The following is a 13,263-nucleotide window of genomic DNA, read 5'->3' as shown; positions in this document are numbered from 1 at the left end:
CTAATTCTTATGATTTTGGCTGTTCAGCGGCTCGCTGCAAACGGAACGACATTCGTCGTCGCTTCGGCTGCCGTCGTAAGGAAGCGCTTGATATTGCGCGCGGCCTGGCGAATGCGATGCTCATTCTCCACCAGCGCGATGCGCACATAATCGTCGCCGTGCTCGCCGAAGCCCACCCCCGGCGCCACCGCCACATCGGCCTTCTCGACCAAGAGCTTCGAAAATTCCAGAGAGCCAAGATGGCGGAACGGCTCCGGAATGGGTGCCCAGGCGAACATGGTCGCCGGCGGAGGAGGAACATGCCAACCCGCACGCCCAAAAGCATCCACCAGCACATCGCGGCGGCGGTGATAGACACTGCGGACTTCTTCGATTTCCGAACCATCGGAATTGAGCGCGGCGGTCGCCGCCACCTGGATGGGCGTGAAGGCACCATAATCGAGATAGGATTTCACGCGGGAGAGGGCCGCTATCAGACGCTCATTGCCAACGGCAAAGCCCATGCGCCAGCCCGGCATGGAGAAGGTCTTCGACATGGAAGTGAACTCGACCGCGACATCCATCGCGCCCGGCACCTGCAACACAGAAGGCGGCGGAGCCGTGTCGAAATAAATCTCCGAATAGGCCAGATCCGACAGGATGATGATGTCGTGCTTGCGCGCGAAGGCCACCACATCCTTGTAGAAGTCAAGAGTGGCGAGGCAGGCGGTCGGATTGGACGGGTAGTTCAGAATGAGCGCTAGCGGTTTCGGGATCGAATGCCTGACAGCGCGCTCCAACACCGGAATGAAATTGTGGTCAGGCTCGGCAGGAATCGAGCGGATCACGCCGCCGGACATGATGAAGCCGAAGCTGTGGATCGGATAGGTCGGGTCGGGGCAGAGCACGACGTCGCCCGGCGCGGTGATCGCCTGCGCCATATTGGCGAAGCCTTCCTTGGACCCCAAGGTGGCAATCACCTGCCTCTCGGGGTCGAGCTTCACGCCGAAGCGGCGTGCATAGTAGGCAGCCTGGGCGCGGCGCAGACCCGGAATGCCGCGCGACGACGAGTATCGATGTGTGCGGGGATCGCGCACGACATCGCAGAGCTTGTCCACGATCGCCTTAGGCGTCGGAAGGTCCGGATTGCCCATTCCAAGGTCGATGATATCGGCGCCGCGAGCTCGGGCGGAGGCCTTCAGCCTGTTGACCTGCTCGAACACATATGGCGGAAGCCGGCGGACCTTGTGAAATTCTTCCATGGCATTGTTCCGGATTGGTGATTGCGCCCTCATACACCTGTTCGCCGGAACGGTCGATAGTCTGTTGAAGGTTACTGATCGGCGGAGGTCTCGATCTGCTTCAAGGTCTGTTGTTGACGCTGCTGGGCAAGGCTGCGCATCCGCTCGACCTCGGCGGAAGACGCCTGACCACCCTGAGGCCTCTGACGCTTTGCGGAAAGCTCGCCGGTCATACGCACCCTCTCCTCTTCCGTAATCTGGGGGGCGGCAGCCTCTATAGGAACATTGAGATTGGGGTAGCCGTCGGGCTGGGTCCTCGACCCTGCTTGAGAGGCCGTCCCCGCGCAGCCCGAGACGAGCAGCAGCGGGATGAGACACGGGGCCGCAAGGCCGATTGCGAAAAATTCTCGTATGCGGACCGCGATTTTCATATGTTCCCGTGAACATGGACGTGGTTTGAATCAGCGCTATTTGAGCATAGTGCCCTTCGGGAGGTCCAGCACGAAGAATGGCCGGCGAGGGAAATCAGGACAGCCGCGATAAATCGAACCCGACCGAAGCCTACACGGTGCGGGATCCAGAGCGGTTTGCGCTCAACCTCGCCCGCGCCCTGGAGGAAGCAGGAAAGGCGGCCGCTGTTTGGGTGCGCGCCCGGGAAGCAGGCGCGGGCTTGACCGGGGTTCCCGAGCCCTTTGGCGAGGCGGTGCGCACGCTTTCTAAACTGACGGAGTACTGGCTGTCGGATTCAGGCCGAGCCCTCGAGGCCCAAACGAAGCTTCTGTCCGCCTACATGATGATCTGGGCCAATTCCATCCGACGCCTGAGCGGCGAACAGCCCAGTGCCTCGGTTATAGAACCAGAACGGGGTGACAGGCGTTTCGAAGATCCCGAATGGGCTCGGAATGCCTTTTTTGATTTCCTCAAGCAGGTCTACCTGGTGACTGCGCGATGGGCCGCGGATCTGGTGGAGAGCGCGGAAGGACTTGATGAAAACGCCCGGCAAAAAGCGCGTTTTTATGTGAGGCAGTTGAGCGAGGCACTTTCGCCATCCAACTTCATCTTCACGAACCCTCAGCTCCTGCGCGAGACGCTCGAATCCGACGGCGACAACCTGGTGCGCGGGATGCGGATGCTGACGGAAGATCTCATTGCCGGCAAAGGCGAGCTGAAGCTGCGCCAATCCGACCACTCCAAATTCGAGCTGGGCAGGAACATCGCCACTACCCCGGGCAAGGTTGTGGCGCGCAACGATCTCGCCGAGATCATCCAGTACGAGCCTTCGACAGAGACGGTGTCACGTCGACCGCTCATGATCGTGCCGCCATGGATCAACAAGTTCTACGTGCTCGATCTCAACCCGGAGCGCTCGTTCATCCGATGGGCCATCGACCAGGGCCACACCGTCTTCGTTATTTCCTGGGTCAACCCGGATGAACGGCACGCCGCCTATGGATGGGACGAATATGTAAGAGACGGTATTGAATTCGCGCTCGACACCATAGCCCGACAGACGGGGGAGAGGCAGGTCAATGCCATCGGCTATTGCGTCGGGGGCACTTTGCTTGCCGCCGCACTTGCTCTCATGGCCCAGGAACAAGACGACCGGATCACATCGGCCACCTTCTTCGCCAGCCAAGTGGACTTCACCTTTGCGGGCGACTTGAAGGTATTCGTCGATGAGGGCCAGATCGCAGCGCTCGAGAAGGCGATGCAGGAAAGGGGTTTCCTGGAAGGGAACCGGATGGCGAGCGCGTTTAACATGCTGCGCGCGCGCGACCTCATCTGGTCCTATGTCGTCAACAACTATTTGCGCGGACGTGAGCCCCTGCCCTTCGACCTTCTCTACTGGAATGCGGATGCCACCCGTTTGACGGCGGCGAACCACTCCTACTACCTGCGCAACTGCTACTTGGAAAACAATCTGGCCAAGGGGTTCGCCACACTGCGAGGACGGCGACTTTCGCTCGCCGATGTCAAGGTTCCCGTCTACAACCTCGCCACCTTGGAAGACCATATCGCCCCGGCCAAATCCGTTCTGTTCGGCAGTCGGCTTTTGGGCGGACCGGTGGAACTGGTGATTGCAGGCTCCGGCCACATCGCTGGCGTCGTCAATCCACCCGCCATGGGGAAGTACCGGTTCTGGACCGCACAAGGCTTGGCCGATAGCCTCGACGAATGGATGAGCAAAGCCCAAGAACATCCTGGGTCATGGTGGCCCCATTGGCAGTCCTGGATCGCGGATTTCTCTGGTGGTCGGGTGAAAGCCCGCAAACTCGGTCGCCGTAAAAAATGGCTGGGTGACGCCCCCGGAGAATATGTCAGGATCAGCCAATAATATGTTTGCGACAGGCTGGAACATCATTTGAACAAAGCAAACGCTTCGTGTCGGGCGAGCCTGGGCACCAAGTATATTGCTATGAAGATATAATTTCGTTACCACTGGCGCCGCTTCGTGCTTGGAGGGACCTGCACGAATCGTGAGGGGGGGTTCCCCAGAATTGCCCGGAAGGAAGGCTGTTGGCTGCCAGTAAGCCGGCATCGGCTGCGAAGATTCGATACTTGCGCGCGCGCAATCTGTTGGGCGGCACCATAGTTTGTATCCTGGTTGCCTCCTGCTCCGCCTCGGATGCCGAACCCGAGTTAAGTCTCGCGCCAGCATCCGATTATGAGACGTCTGCGCCGGCTGGCGGAGATCGTGAGGCAACCGGTGTGGGCGAAGGAACGACGGCTCTGCCGCAAGTCCGCCCGCAGCAGATCGCAAACCAGCAAACATCCGATATCCCTACCGCTTCTGGCGAAGCGGAATCGGTTGCTGCCAGGGGTGGTACCGGAGAAGCGAAAACCGCCGGTGCTCAAGACGGCCAACAGAGCGAGCAGCCGTCCGAGGCGACCGCCTCAGCCGAAAGTCCCGAAGGCGGGCCGGCCAAACGTAGTTTGCTTCCAAGGCTTTTTGCCTCGGCGCCTACTCAGCCCTCTTCACGGCAACAGGCCTCGGGCCCAAACCGGGACACTGCAGGCAGCGTGACGGCCGCCTCCGAGCTTGCAGATGAGAGGGAATCCAAGACGTCGGCGAAATCAGAGGCGAAGACGGAAAGTGCTGCGGAGCCGGAAGACGCCGAAGATCAGATCGCGGTCGCCGAATCCAGAGCACCGAATCAGCCCGCTTCGCAGAAGCGCAATTTCCTCTCGGCATTCTTCTCACCTTCCTCTACGAAACCCGAAGTTCCCTTTCCGGACGAGAAAGCGGAGCTGGAGAAGAGCAATCCCATCTCCTCCGAGCAAACAAAGCCCTTGATAGAAGCGGCGACCGCCAAGGAGGAGCCCGCCAAGCCGATCATTTCGCTTGCTTCCACTTCACCAACGCAGGCAGCGATGTACAGCATGGACGCGCTGCCGGGCGTGCGGCCGGGCGATCAGCTGTTCGAGATTCGGCTGGGTTCGCAGAGCGACGATGGTGATGTTGACGTTTATGAGCAGGAAGAGGGTTTCTACCAGGTTGCGTCGGCCGCAGGTCTCGCGCGCCTCGCGCCAAATGGTCTCCTCAAGCAGCGCGACAGCGTCAACGTCTCCTGCTTCAAGCCGGGCCTTGTGAATATACTGAAAACGATCGAGCGCCGTTTCGGAAAGCGGGTCGTAGTGACATCGGGTTACCGCAGCCCGGAGCATAACAAGCGTGTACGCGGCGCCCCGAGATCCCAGCACATGAATTGCGCGGCGGCGGACATCGTGGTTGAGGGTGTGAGCAAATGGGAGCTCGCCCGGTTTGCGCGTTCCCTCCCGAATCGAGGCGGTGTCGGTACCTACTGCCACACCAATGCAGTGCATGTGGATGTCGGCCCCGAACGCGACTGGAACTGGCGTTGCCGTGGAAGATGAGCTCAGCAACCGGCGCTTAAACGCGTTCCAGTGCGGCAGCTTGTCATCATCCCGGCATTATGGCGAAAAAATCTTTGCGATCTGAGCATCGACAGGGTTGCCCCAACACAGGAAGCTCACTATAACCCGCCTCGTCTGGAGCGCGCCCATCGTCTAGCGGTCTAGGACGCCGCCCTTTCACGGCGGAAACACGGGTTCGAGTCCCGTTGGGCGTACCACTTCTCCTACTAATGCTAATGTTTCCAACGAGTTGTCGGCAGTTTTGCCTAACCGGGTATCGGGGTTAGGCAATTTGATGTCAAAGACACTCGCCATCTTGACCATGGCGGCTTGCGAAAGTCGTTTCTGTTCTGCCGCCTTGGTGTAGGTCAGAATCTCCTCAATCTTGGTGTGGCCAGTAATTGCCATGATCTCATGCGCGGAGGCACCAGCGTCTGCGAGTCGGCGGCACGCGGCCTTCCTGAGTCCATGAGGCGATGCCTGCCCCTCAATCCCCGCATCTCGCGCCGCGTCGGTGATGAAGCCGGTGAAAGCCTTCTCCGAACGAGACTGCCCGTAGGCGGTGATTATGAAGGTGGGATCGGTGCGCGGTCTGTCCTTAATGAACCGCCACAGCTCCTCATGTATGGGAATGCTAAGGTTGACGCCGGTTTTGCTGGCGACGATCTCGATACGGTCGTCAACGACATGCTTCCACCCGACGCGCACAGCGTCGGCCCGCCGCAGGCCGGTATAAAGCAGTATCTCCATAGCAATTCGCTGCGGCGTCTGATCATCCCAATACGCACGATATGCGGCAATATCTGCCTCGCTCCATGTGCGATACCCGACCGTCCTCTTTCGGATGCGTTTGGCATCCTTAACGGGGTTGCCAGTTGTTAAACCGATGGCACTCGCAAACTCGAATAGCTGGTTAAGCCTCTTGCGCAGATGCACAGCCGCTCCCGGCGACATACCGGCCAGAATGCGATTGACATCTTGCGTCCGCATCCCCGCCAAAGGAAGGGCGCCATATTCCTTGCGGAAGCGTTCGAGCGTGTTGCGGTAGGTGCTCTGCGTGGTCTTCGCCAGCGACTTGAATTCGGAACTTCCATAGTACGCGGCGATGGCCGCTGAGACTGAACCTGCCGTCTTCCCCTCCGGCATGATAACAGGCTCGCCTTCTATGGCTTTGTGGTACGCGGTCCAGAAGGCTTCGCTATATAGCGGGCCAGGAAGCGCCACCTGCGGCTTTCCGGGTCTCCGCAAGTAAATGCGCAGCTTCCCGTGCCGATCGGCGTAAGCATTCACGTATCGCGGTTTGCGGTGCCTTGCCAATGTTCGTCCCATGCGTTCGATACATTGTCATTTGCGGCCGAAGGTTCACTCACCTTGCCGTCGAAAAGCAAGTCAAGGTCCACGCGGTCCCAAATCTGCACGCCGAACATCATGCGCGGCGGCGGTATGGTTCCAGCCACCCTTTCCTTGTCAAACTGTGATGTCGATATGCCCAAATAGGCCGCCGCGGCGGCTCGTCGCAAACCTCTTGGCTGGAGCTGTTGCATCCACCCTCCCCTGAAACGAAAAATCGCCCGCGGCTGGAACCACGAGCGATGGTTCCAATAAGCGTTTTAACCTGTTTTTGTCAAGGAGAATCTCACTTTCAACTTGACTTTTCGAAAAAACATGATCTCGCACCGTCACACCATCCGCCGGTCCAAACGCTGCAGCCGGTAGGTCTCTGGATCCCGCTCCCCGCGGCGAACATTGCATTCGAGGCATGCAAGCACGAGGTTCGCGCGATTATTCCCGCCACCATCCACCCGACGATGCAGATGCTCAAGCGTGGCGCTACGTGGCCAGATGTTATCGCGTCTCGCAAAGCTTAGCGACATCAGTTCCCCGCAATAATAGCAGCGGCCTTCCTGCTCACCGAAGAGCTGCCATCGAAGGAATCGCCTCCGCTGCTTGTTCATGCCGCCTCCGCTCGATACAAGCCATACCGCTCGCCGCGCAGGGCCATGGCCCGGATAAAGAGCCGAGCTAACTTTCGGCTTGGTGCAGTGAAGAACTGCACAGGTCTGCCTTCATCGTCCATGCGTGCCAGGAGACACCCGCTGTTATTCACCATGCTCCAAATCCCATCCTTGCCATTGTCTGCGTGAATCGTTATCAACATAAAATATCGATCCATCCAGAGTGTCAACAGAAAATGTTGATAGAGATATGACGCCTTCACAATGTCGTGCCGCCAGGGCGCTTATTAAGCTGACACAGCCGAAGCTCGCCGAAGCTGCGGGATTAGGGCTATCAACGGTCGTCGACTTCGAAAAGCAGCGGCGCGCTAGCGTCTCTGAAGAAGCGGTATCTGCGATGCGGGCGGCCCTAGAATCTGCTGGCGTGATTTTTCTCTCCCCCGGCGAGAACGTTGACGGTGGCGAGGGTCTCCGCCTGCGACACAGAAAATAGGCGAAAACGCATTATTTCCAGGTACTTGCTTATGCGCGCGTCATGTGGAAGTCATGGCGCCGATGAAGAAACCGCCACCTCTCCCCCGCAATCTGCCGCCTCGAGGGCTGTCCAGAACAGAGGCTGCGGCCTACATCGGGGTGTCGCCTGCACTGTTCGACTTGATGGTAAGAGATGGCAGAATGCCGAAGCCAAAGCAGATCAACAGCAGAACGGTTTGGATATTCGTCGCATAGACAAGTTCTTCGATGAGCTTCCCAGTGATGATGAGCTGGAGAACAACTCGGAGTTTGGGGACGAGTGGGCGGTAAACTAGAACCAGCACGGATGTCCCCGCATGTCTTTTCCACTCGATAAAATCCACACTGCCGACGAAGCTGCAGAACGCTTGCGGCTCACTCCCCGCGGATTGATCAAAATCGCCAGAAAGCACGGCCATTGTTCTCGGGTCGGGCGCAGCTACCTTTTCTCAGATGCCGACCTGCTGGCGATATGGCAGGACATGAGGGAGCCTGCAGTAATCCGGCACTCGCCAAAAAAGGCAGCGCCCCCGCCTAGCAGCCATGACGTTCTAGAAGAGTTGAAGTGGCTTTCGTACCGCCCACCAACCGCCGTCGATGGGCGCGTATTGGGTATCCTGAGATGGCTCGAAGGGCAGCGGGAGCCAAAGACGTATAAGCAGATCGAGCGGGCAGGCCCAAGAACAATCGATCTGCTTCTAAATAAGGGCATGGTCACAAACTGTGGGACGAGCAGTGAGGGATTGACGATGGTGCGGATCGCCCCCGCGGGAAAAGACCAGATCAGAATTGCCGAGCGCTGGAAGCGCAAGAGGATTGCAAGAGCGAGCGAGTGAATATGACCAAGCCTACTTACGAAGAATTAGATGCCAAGCTCGGACAAGCCTATCAGATTATCGGCTGGCTCCTCAACGAGTGCGGTCTGTTTCACACCGAGGAAGGCCAGGATACGCTGACCTACTTCTCCCGCGACATCTATGATGACGATTTTCTGCCGTGGCCAAAGGATCCTGAGAGGATGCTAGCCGGCAAGGATTGACTCACCTCCCTGCCGCACAATTTGCCCAGCGTTGAGCTCAGCCATGGATTGACCACTCGCCCAAGTTGCGGCACGTTTTGCGTGGGCTAAATGGGAGGGGCGGATATGGATCCGGAACTAATTCTGCACGTCAGCCACGAACGGTTGAGCGGCCGTCAAATTGACGAGCTAATCGGGCTGGCGCGGGGTCTCGCTGCCGATGGCAAGATCAATCAGCAGGAAGTCGAATTTCTCCAGAAGTGGCTTGCAGCCCATCTTCATATCAGCGGCCAGCCGCTAATTCATACCCTTTACAGGCGCATCAACGAGATACTCGCAGACGGAATAGTTGATGAAGACGAGAAAATTGAGCTTCTGGATACGCTAAATCGGTTCTCAAACCGCGATTTTGAACTCGGTGAAACGCTGAAGTCATCAACATTGCCACTCTGTAACCCTGCGCCACACATCGAATTCGAAGGTCAACGGTTCTGCTTTACCGGAACGTTCAACTATGGCCAGCGCAAAGACTGCGAGCGTGCTGTAGAAGAGCGCGGCGGTGTTCCAGGCAGCATCACGCAGAAGACCAACTATTTGGTGATAGGGGTTTATGCCACGGACTCGTGGAAGCATTCGGCGTTCGGCAACAAGATCCTGAAAGCGGCTGAATTTAGAGACGCCGGCCACCCGGTCAGGATTGTCAGCGAGGAGCACTGGGTTAGGCATCTATAGAGTGCAGCCATGACGGACGCCGAACGCTAGGGAGTTAGGGGTTTCAGAACTAGATGCACGCAGAGCAACCAAGGACGCTTCCCTTTCCGATGAGGCGAAAGAGGCCGCCAAGGAAGCCGACCTAGATGACAATCGAACGGCGCTGCTGGAGGCGGCATCAAGGGTTGTGGTGAGGTGCCATGGCGCGATACAGAACTCCTCAGACACGATTTTCGCCGCAGCCCACCATCCTCGTCGGAAGGCGATTCCGAGTGGGAAAAAGTGGGCGGGAATATGTGTTTTTTGCGATTGACCGCCAGATTACCAAGATTGGAAATCGGTCGTTCGTTAAATACGACGGCGGATTGTATCTCCTCCATCCACCTGAGGCGCTCACGAAATTTGTTCAGCGTGCGCGATCGAGAGGCATCGAAGTTCGATTAGGAACTCTCGGCGAGGCTTCGCCTGGTAGCGATTCGACGCCCCAAATACACTTTATTAAGGAATGGCTTGGCCCCATACGTTCTTACTAATGGCTGATCGCCCACCGCCGTTGGTCGGCCTAGGCCCTACGACGGCTCGTCCCGCCAAACCGGTCGCCGCAGTATTTTGATCGCCACCAACCTACGCACAGTCTGTCCCTGTAGTTCCGCGGCCCACCGCCCGCCATTTAGCTGGATTTCCAAAAGGCCGGTGGGCTCCAAATGGAAACGGAACTTCCCTTGGATGCTTTCCCCCGATTTTGGCGGCCGCAGCTTGATTTTTTGCAGTTCGGCCGCACTAGGATCCACGATCGTCAGATCGATCATGTTCCGCTGACCACATTTCGTGCATCGCCAGTTGTTCCGATAGGGAACATCGTCGCATTCGATGTTGCCGAAGGCGACTCTCAATTCCTCAATCAGGTAGTAGCGCTCTGTTTTGCAGAAGCGACAGCGCAGCATAGCGTACCGGCTCACTTTGGCCGCGTCCGCCAGCGTGTATGATTGTTTCCTTTTCGGCCAATGCGGTTCGGGCATGCTCCATGAAAGAGGAATTAATTCCTCTCCAGTCAAGAGCCTCTTGACTCTTTTGTTCTTATTTCGTTCACTAGAACAATGTGAGAACAAGAGGAGGCGGCGATGGTTGCCTCCAAGCCACAACCAATGGAACAGATGCAACCTGCTAAAGCCGATCCCGACCCCGTTCAGGAGTCGATGGACACCCTCTTGACTGAATGCGGCGGCAACATGCGTGCCGCGTTGCGCGCCGCCGTAGATGCAAACATGAGATTGCAGGCGGAGTTGACGCTAACTCGGGCGGCAGTTTCGTCCGGCTATTCGCGGCAATGGCATCATCAAAGGGCCAAGGAGGTTTGAATGGCCTCTCGACGCAAAAAGCCGTCCACGTTGAGCGGGACTGAGCAGGAAGACTTTCTAGCCGCAGCGACAAGGCTGCATGAGGCCTGTTGCCGACCGCTGCTACGCACTGACAGCGATCATTACCGGGCGCTTCGTGACCTGAACCAATCGATATGTCATTCTATCCGGGTCATTACAGGGCATGATCCAGAATGGATGAGGCTTCCGCCCCCAGAGGCGAGGGCCAGATTTGGTGCCAAGGAGTAGCGCGGTGTGCAATCTCTATAACGCCACGACCAACCACGAAGCTATCCGGCAGTTCACGCTGTTTCTGCGACTGCGGGAGGCTTGGAATGAGCAGTCGCTGCAGGTCTACCCCAATTACCGTGCTCCCGTGGTGCGGAACGCGCCCGATGGAGTGAGGGAACTGGCGATGCTTAATTGGGGCATGCCTACGCCTCCCCAATTCGTGAAGGGGAAAGCTGATCGCGGTGTGACCAACATCCGCAACGTCAACTCTCCTCATTGGCGACGCTGGCTGGGGATAGAGAGCCGGTGCGTTGTGCCGTTCACGAGCTTCGCTGAGCCAGATCCTGCCCGTGCAAATGGCGGCCCGATCCCAAACGCCTGGTTCGCGCTCAACGAAGAATGCCCCCTCGCCTTTTTTGCGGGCTTCTGGACGGCATGGCGCGGCGTGCGCCGGGTACGTGACGGGGAGCAGGATTTCGAGCTCTACGGCTTCTTGACCACGCAGCCGAACGGCGTGGTAGCGCCCATCCATGAGAAAGCAATGCCGGCAATTTTGACCACGCGCGAGGAGGTCGAAACGTGGATGACCGCGCCCTGGGAAGAAGCCAAGGCGCTACAGCGCCCCCTACCCGACGAGATGCTGACGACCGTTAACGCGCCACCTGAGCCGGATAATGAGCCCGAACCGGTAATGCCGGCCGGCATCGAACAGCCGAGATTGCTATGAGCGACGAACTTACGCGCACCGGCTATGAGAAAGGAAGCGTCATGTTGAAACATGAGCCCTATGTGCCGACCGCAATTCAGGTCGGTGAGGTGAAGGACGAATACGGCACCACCCTCGGAGTGCTAACCTTTGGCACGGAGGACGGTGAAATCAGCGTCTATATCAACAAACAGGCCGCTGACGTTTTGGAAAAGGCGGTCGACCGATTACAGCACGCCCTTGGGAATGGGAAGTGAAAGCGTTCCTACCAGCACTGGGTGCGTCGGAGCGGGCTGAAAGAGGTGATCTATGCGAACGAGTACGGGCCGGTGATCGATCTGGACAAGCACGAAGCTCGCGAGCTCGCAGAGCTCCTGAACAACCCCGAATCGTTTTACGGGCGGGATGTGGTGGATGCATAGCGAAGAAGAAGGAGCGGCACAGCTGATCTGCCGCGTGATCATCCGCAAGGAATGGTATCAAGCCACCGAGGCTGAAAAGAAAAGGTGCCGCAAGGTCTGGCGGGAAGTCGACGCTATCGCGCACAACAGGTTTCCATCGGCCCCTAGCGCTTCTATGAGTTGCACCAGAGCCGTCGCGCCTGAAGCACGATAGATGATGAAGTGGAACTCCTGGTTCTTCTGCAGCATGATCGGGATACGCCCTTCGATGCCCGCAGCGATATGGTCGGCAAGCGCGTGCTCCAGCGCCCGCAGCAAAGGCGGATCGATATTTCCTATGCTGCGCTCTACCGCAGCACGTTCCACCACCACCCGCGCCTCGCAAATGTCGTCAAGGCGGGCTCGCGTGACGAGCGGAACGCGGGAGGAACCGGTCGTCGTGGTCTCCAGCGCATTCTCCGCCGTCAGCCGCCGCAACGCCTCGCGCACCGGCATGTGGCTGGTGCCAAAAAGCTCTGACAAGTAGGAGATGGTCAGGGTTGCGCCCGGGTCGAACTGGCCGGTCATCAGAGCATAACTCAGCCGCTGGTACACCACTTCCTGTATGGTGCGGCGCGCTGTCAGCGGTCCGCTCAAAATCGAGTCCGCATCCTTGCCCGCGGCGGCGATGCTCATGATCAAATCCCGTTTCCAGTTTCCGGCGCCTCCTCCGCGGGCTGCCGGCAGTAGTTGCACTCTCTGCCCTTATCAGAACCTGTCATGTTCCATTCTCCCCCTCGATGCAACCTTGCCTGACGCCTGCACGGCAACGCGCAGCACACGCGCTGTCCAACCTAAAGTTGGGGAATTCGTCAAGTAACGAGCCCGATGAAGTCCACCACAATGGCTGAAAATACCCCTGCGCTGGTCATGACGACGCCGCGCTCGAAGAGGCGATGGGCACCGTCATAGACGCGGCGCTGCAAGGAATCGTGATGAAGCAACTTCCTCAATGCGAGGCCTTGATGCACGATCCCAGCCGTCAACAGCATCAATGTGGGCACGTCTGCGAGTTGCCACGGAATCGGATTGTTGACCCACTGGATAACGAAGGTGAGAGAAAACGAAAGCAGAATGCCAACGACGGTTATAGTGCCGTTGCGAAACAGAATTTCTACGAGTTGCTCATCATCCGGATTCATTGGGCCCTCCATTCGGCGAGCGGAAATGCAATGCCTCAGCAATAAGCCGCAAACAACACGCAGCATAATAGAGGCCGTTCCTCCACTACGATG

16 protein-coding genes and 1 tRNA gene are annotated in these 13,263 nt (G+C 58.1%); 8 read left to right on the top strand and 9 right to left on the bottom strand.

Annotated features, from left to right (window positions below; genetic code table 11):
- Nucleotides 1-23 precede the first annotated feature (23 nt).
- Together CHEJ32_RS0104995 and CHEJ32_RS0104990 are read right to left on the bottom strand one after the other, a co-directional pair.
- Entirely contained in the window at nt 24-1,241 is a 1,218-nt protein-coding gene (locus CHEJ32_RS0104995) for an LL-diaminopimelate aminotransferase (protein WP_028032876.1), read from the bottom strand.
- Between the two features lie 71 nt (nt 1,242-1,312).
- The gene (locus tag CHEJ32_RS0104990) at nt 1,313-1,651 is read right to left on the bottom strand and encodes a hypothetical protein (protein WP_028032875.1); all 339 of its coding nucleotides are present in this window, start codon (nt 1,649-1,651) and stop codon (nt 1,313-1,315) included.
- A gap of 77 nt (nt 1,652-1,728) precedes the next feature.
- Between CHEJ32_RS0104990 and CHEJ32_RS0104985 the strand changes: the two genes are divergently transcribed.
- The 3 genes from CHEJ32_RS0104985 to CHEJ32_RS0104975 all read left to right on the top strand — a co-directional run bounded on the left by CHEJ32_RS0104985 (nt 1,729) and on the right by CHEJ32_RS0104975 (nt 5,314).
- Complete coding sequence (locus CHEJ32_RS0104985) at nt 1,729-3,555, top strand: alpha/beta hydrolase (RefSeq protein WP_028032874.1); 1,827 nt, start codon at nt 1,729-1,731, stop codon at nt 3,553-3,555.
- A 686-nt stretch (nt 3,556-4,241) separates the two neighbouring features.
- Nucleotides 4,242-5,096 carry a D-Ala-D-Ala carboxypeptidase family metallohydrolase gene (locus CHEJ32_RS27035; protein WP_245260974.1) on the top strand — a complete coding sequence of 285 codons (855 nt, stop codon included), beginning with the start codon at nt 4,242-4,244 and terminating at the stop codon, nt 5,094-5,096.
- A gap of 142 nt (nt 5,097-5,238) precedes the next feature.
- Nucleotides 5,239-5,314, top strand: a tRNA-Glu gene (locus tag CHEJ32_RS0104975).
- Here the strand turns inward: CHEJ32_RS0104975 and CHEJ32_RS27995 are convergent.
- The 4 genes from CHEJ32_RS27995 to CHEJ32_RS27030 all read right to left on the bottom strand — a co-directional run bounded on the left by CHEJ32_RS27995 (nt 5,274) and on the right by CHEJ32_RS27030 (nt 7,983).
- On the bottom strand, nt 5,274-6,050 hold the full coding sequence (locus CHEJ32_RS27995; RefSeq protein WP_371179786.1) for a tyrosine-type recombinase/integrase: 777 nt from the start codon (nt 6,048-6,050) through the stop codon (nt 5,274-5,276). The two genes, CHEJ32_RS0104975 and CHEJ32_RS27995, sit on opposite strands and share 41 nt — an antisense overlap.
- 332 nt (nt 6,051-6,382) lie before the next feature.
- Nucleotides 6,383-6,640: a hypothetical protein gene (locus tag CHEJ32_RS26580; RefSeq protein WP_084032678.1), complete on the bottom strand. Its 258-nt coding sequence runs from the start codon at nt 6,638-6,640 to the stop codon at nt 6,383-6,385.
- 135 nt (nt 6,641-6,775) lie between these two features.
- Complete coding sequence (locus CHEJ32_RS27990; RefSeq protein ID WP_028032871.1) at nt 6,776-7,051, bottom strand: HNH endonuclease; 276 nt, start codon at nt 7,049-7,051, stop codon at nt 6,776-6,778.
- Between the two features lie 623 nt (nt 7,052-7,674).
- Nucleotides 7,675-7,983 carry a hypothetical protein gene (locus CHEJ32_RS27030; protein ID WP_028032868.1) on the bottom strand — a complete coding sequence of 103 codons (309 nt, stop codon included), beginning with the start codon at nt 7,981-7,983 and terminating at the stop codon, nt 7,675-7,677.
- A gap of 413 nt (nt 7,984-8,396) precedes the next feature.
- Between CHEJ32_RS27030 and CHEJ32_RS0104935 the strand changes: the two genes are divergently transcribed.
- Nucleotides 8,397-8,603 (top strand): hypothetical protein, encoded by a 207-nt coding sequence (locus CHEJ32_RS0104935; RefSeq protein ID WP_198023817.1) that lies wholly within the window; start codon nt 8,397-8,399, stop codon nt 8,601-8,603.
- A gap of 105 nt (nt 8,604-8,708) precedes the next feature.
- A complete protein-coding gene (locus CHEJ32_RS0104930; protein ID WP_034657852.1) occupies nt 8,709-9,314 on the top strand; it encodes a BRCT domain-containing protein in 606 nt (201 codons plus the stop codon).
- 548 nt (nt 9,315-9,862) lie between these two features.
- Here CHEJ32_RS0104930 and CHEJ32_RS0104925 read toward each other — a convergent pair.
- A complete protein-coding gene (locus CHEJ32_RS0104925) occupies nt 9,863-10,312 on the bottom strand; it encodes a hypothetical protein (protein WP_028032864.1) in 450 nt (149 codons plus the stop codon).
- Between the two features lie 102 nt (nt 10,313-10,414).
- On the opposite strand from CHEJ32_RS0104925, the gene CHEJ32_RS23930 reads away from it, so the two are divergent.
- The 3 genes from CHEJ32_RS23930 to CHEJ32_RS0104910 all read left to right on the top strand — a co-directional run bounded on the left by CHEJ32_RS23930 (nt 10,415) and on the right by CHEJ32_RS0104910 (nt 11,845).
- A complete protein-coding gene (locus CHEJ32_RS23930; protein ID WP_034657851.1) occupies nt 10,415-10,651 on the top strand; it encodes a hypothetical protein in 237 nt (78 codons plus the stop codon).
- 253 nt (nt 10,652-10,904) lie between these two features.
- Nucleotides 10,905-11,609 (top strand): SOS response-associated peptidase, encoded by a 705-nt coding sequence (locus tag CHEJ32_RS23925; protein ID WP_051469454.1) that lies wholly within the window; start codon nt 10,905-10,907, stop codon nt 11,607-11,609.
- Nucleotides 11,606-11,845: a hypothetical protein gene (locus tag CHEJ32_RS0104910; RefSeq protein WP_034657848.1), complete on the top strand. Its 240-nt coding sequence runs from the start codon at nt 11,606-11,608 to the stop codon at nt 11,843-11,845. The genes CHEJ32_RS23925 and CHEJ32_RS0104910 overlap by 4 nt, the downstream gene beginning before the upstream one ends.
- Before the next feature lie 222 nt (nt 11,846-12,067).
- Here CHEJ32_RS0104910 and CHEJ32_RS23920 read toward each other — a convergent pair whose 3' ends face one another.
- Together CHEJ32_RS23920 and CHEJ32_RS0104895 are read right to left on the bottom strand one after the other, a co-directional pair.
- On the bottom strand, nt 12,068-12,664 hold the full coding sequence (locus CHEJ32_RS23920; RefSeq protein WP_156936609.1) for a GntR family transcriptional regulator: 597 nt from the start codon (nt 12,662-12,664) through the stop codon (nt 12,068-12,070).
- Between the two features lie 176 nt (nt 12,665-12,840).
- The gene (locus CHEJ32_RS0104895; RefSeq protein ID WP_028032862.1) at nt 12,841-13,170 is read right to left on the bottom strand and encodes a hypothetical protein; all 330 of its coding nucleotides are present in this window, start codon (nt 13,168-13,170) and stop codon (nt 12,841-12,843) included.
- Nucleotides 13,171-13,263 lie beyond the last annotated feature (93 nt).

Origin of the sequence: Chelativorans sp. J32 (genome assembly GCF_000518985.1) — a bacterium.
In the GTDB taxonomy this organism is placed as follows: Bacteria; Pseudomonadota; Alphaproteobacteria; order Rhizobiales; family Rhizobiaceae; genus Chelativorans.
The sequence above is the reverse complement of the archived record's forward strand: the minus strand, read 5'-3'. Positions and strand labels throughout refer to the sequence as shown.

Bases quoted from the DNA above. Each gene is read 5' to 3' on its own strand.
- CHEJ32_RS0104925 (WP_028032864.1), bottom strand. From the start codon at position 10,312: ATGCCCGAACCGCATTGGCCGAAAAGGAAACAATCATACACGCTGGCG.
- CHEJ32_RS0104930 (WP_034657852.1), top strand. From the start codon at position 8,709: ATGGATCCGGAACTAATTCTGCACGTCAGCCACGAACGGTTGAGCGGC.
- CHEJ32_RS0104990 (WP_028032875.1), bottom strand. From the start codon at position 1,651: ATGAAAATCGCGGTCCGCATACGAGAATTTTTCGCAATCGGCCTTGCG.
- CHEJ32_RS0104985 (WP_028032874.1), top strand. From the start codon at position 1,729: ATGGCCGGCGAGGGAAATCAGGACAGCCGCGATAAATCGAACCCGACC.
- CHEJ32_RS23920 (WP_156936609.1), bottom strand. From the start codon at position 12,664: ATGAGCATCGCCGCCGCGGGCAAGGATGCGGACTCGATTTTGAGCGGA.
- CHEJ32_RS0104995 (WP_028032876.1), bottom strand. From the start codon at position 1,241: ATGGAAGAATTTCACAAGGTCCGCCGGCTTCCGCCATATGTGTTCGAG.
- CHEJ32_RS27030 (WP_028032868.1), bottom strand. From the start codon at position 7,983: ATGGCCGTGCTTTCTGGCGATTTTGATCAATCCGCGGGGAGTGAGCCG.
- CHEJ32_RS27995 (WP_371179786.1), bottom strand. From the start codon at position 6,050: ATGTCGCCGGGAGCGGCTGTGCATCTGCGCAAGAGGCTTAACCAGCTA.
- CHEJ32_RS0104895 (WP_028032862.1), bottom strand. From the start codon at position 13,170: ATGAATCCGGATGATGAGCAACTCGTAGAAATTCTGTTTCGCAACGGC.
- CHEJ32_RS0104910 (WP_034657848.1), top strand. From the start codon at position 11,606: ATGAGCGACGAACTTACGCGCACCGGCTATGAGAAAGGAAGCGTCATG.
- CHEJ32_RS23930 (WP_034657851.1), top strand. From the start codon at position 10,415: ATGGTTGCCTCCAAGCCACAACCAATGGAACAGATGCAACCTGCTAAA.
- CHEJ32_RS27990 (WP_028032871.1), bottom strand. From the start codon at position 7,051: ATGAACAAGCAGCGGAGGCGATTCCTTCGATGGCAGCTCTTCGGTGAG.
- CHEJ32_RS26580 (WP_084032678.1), bottom strand. From the start codon at position 6,640: ATGCAACAGCTCCAGCCAAGAGGTTTGCGACGAGCCGCCGCGGCGGCC.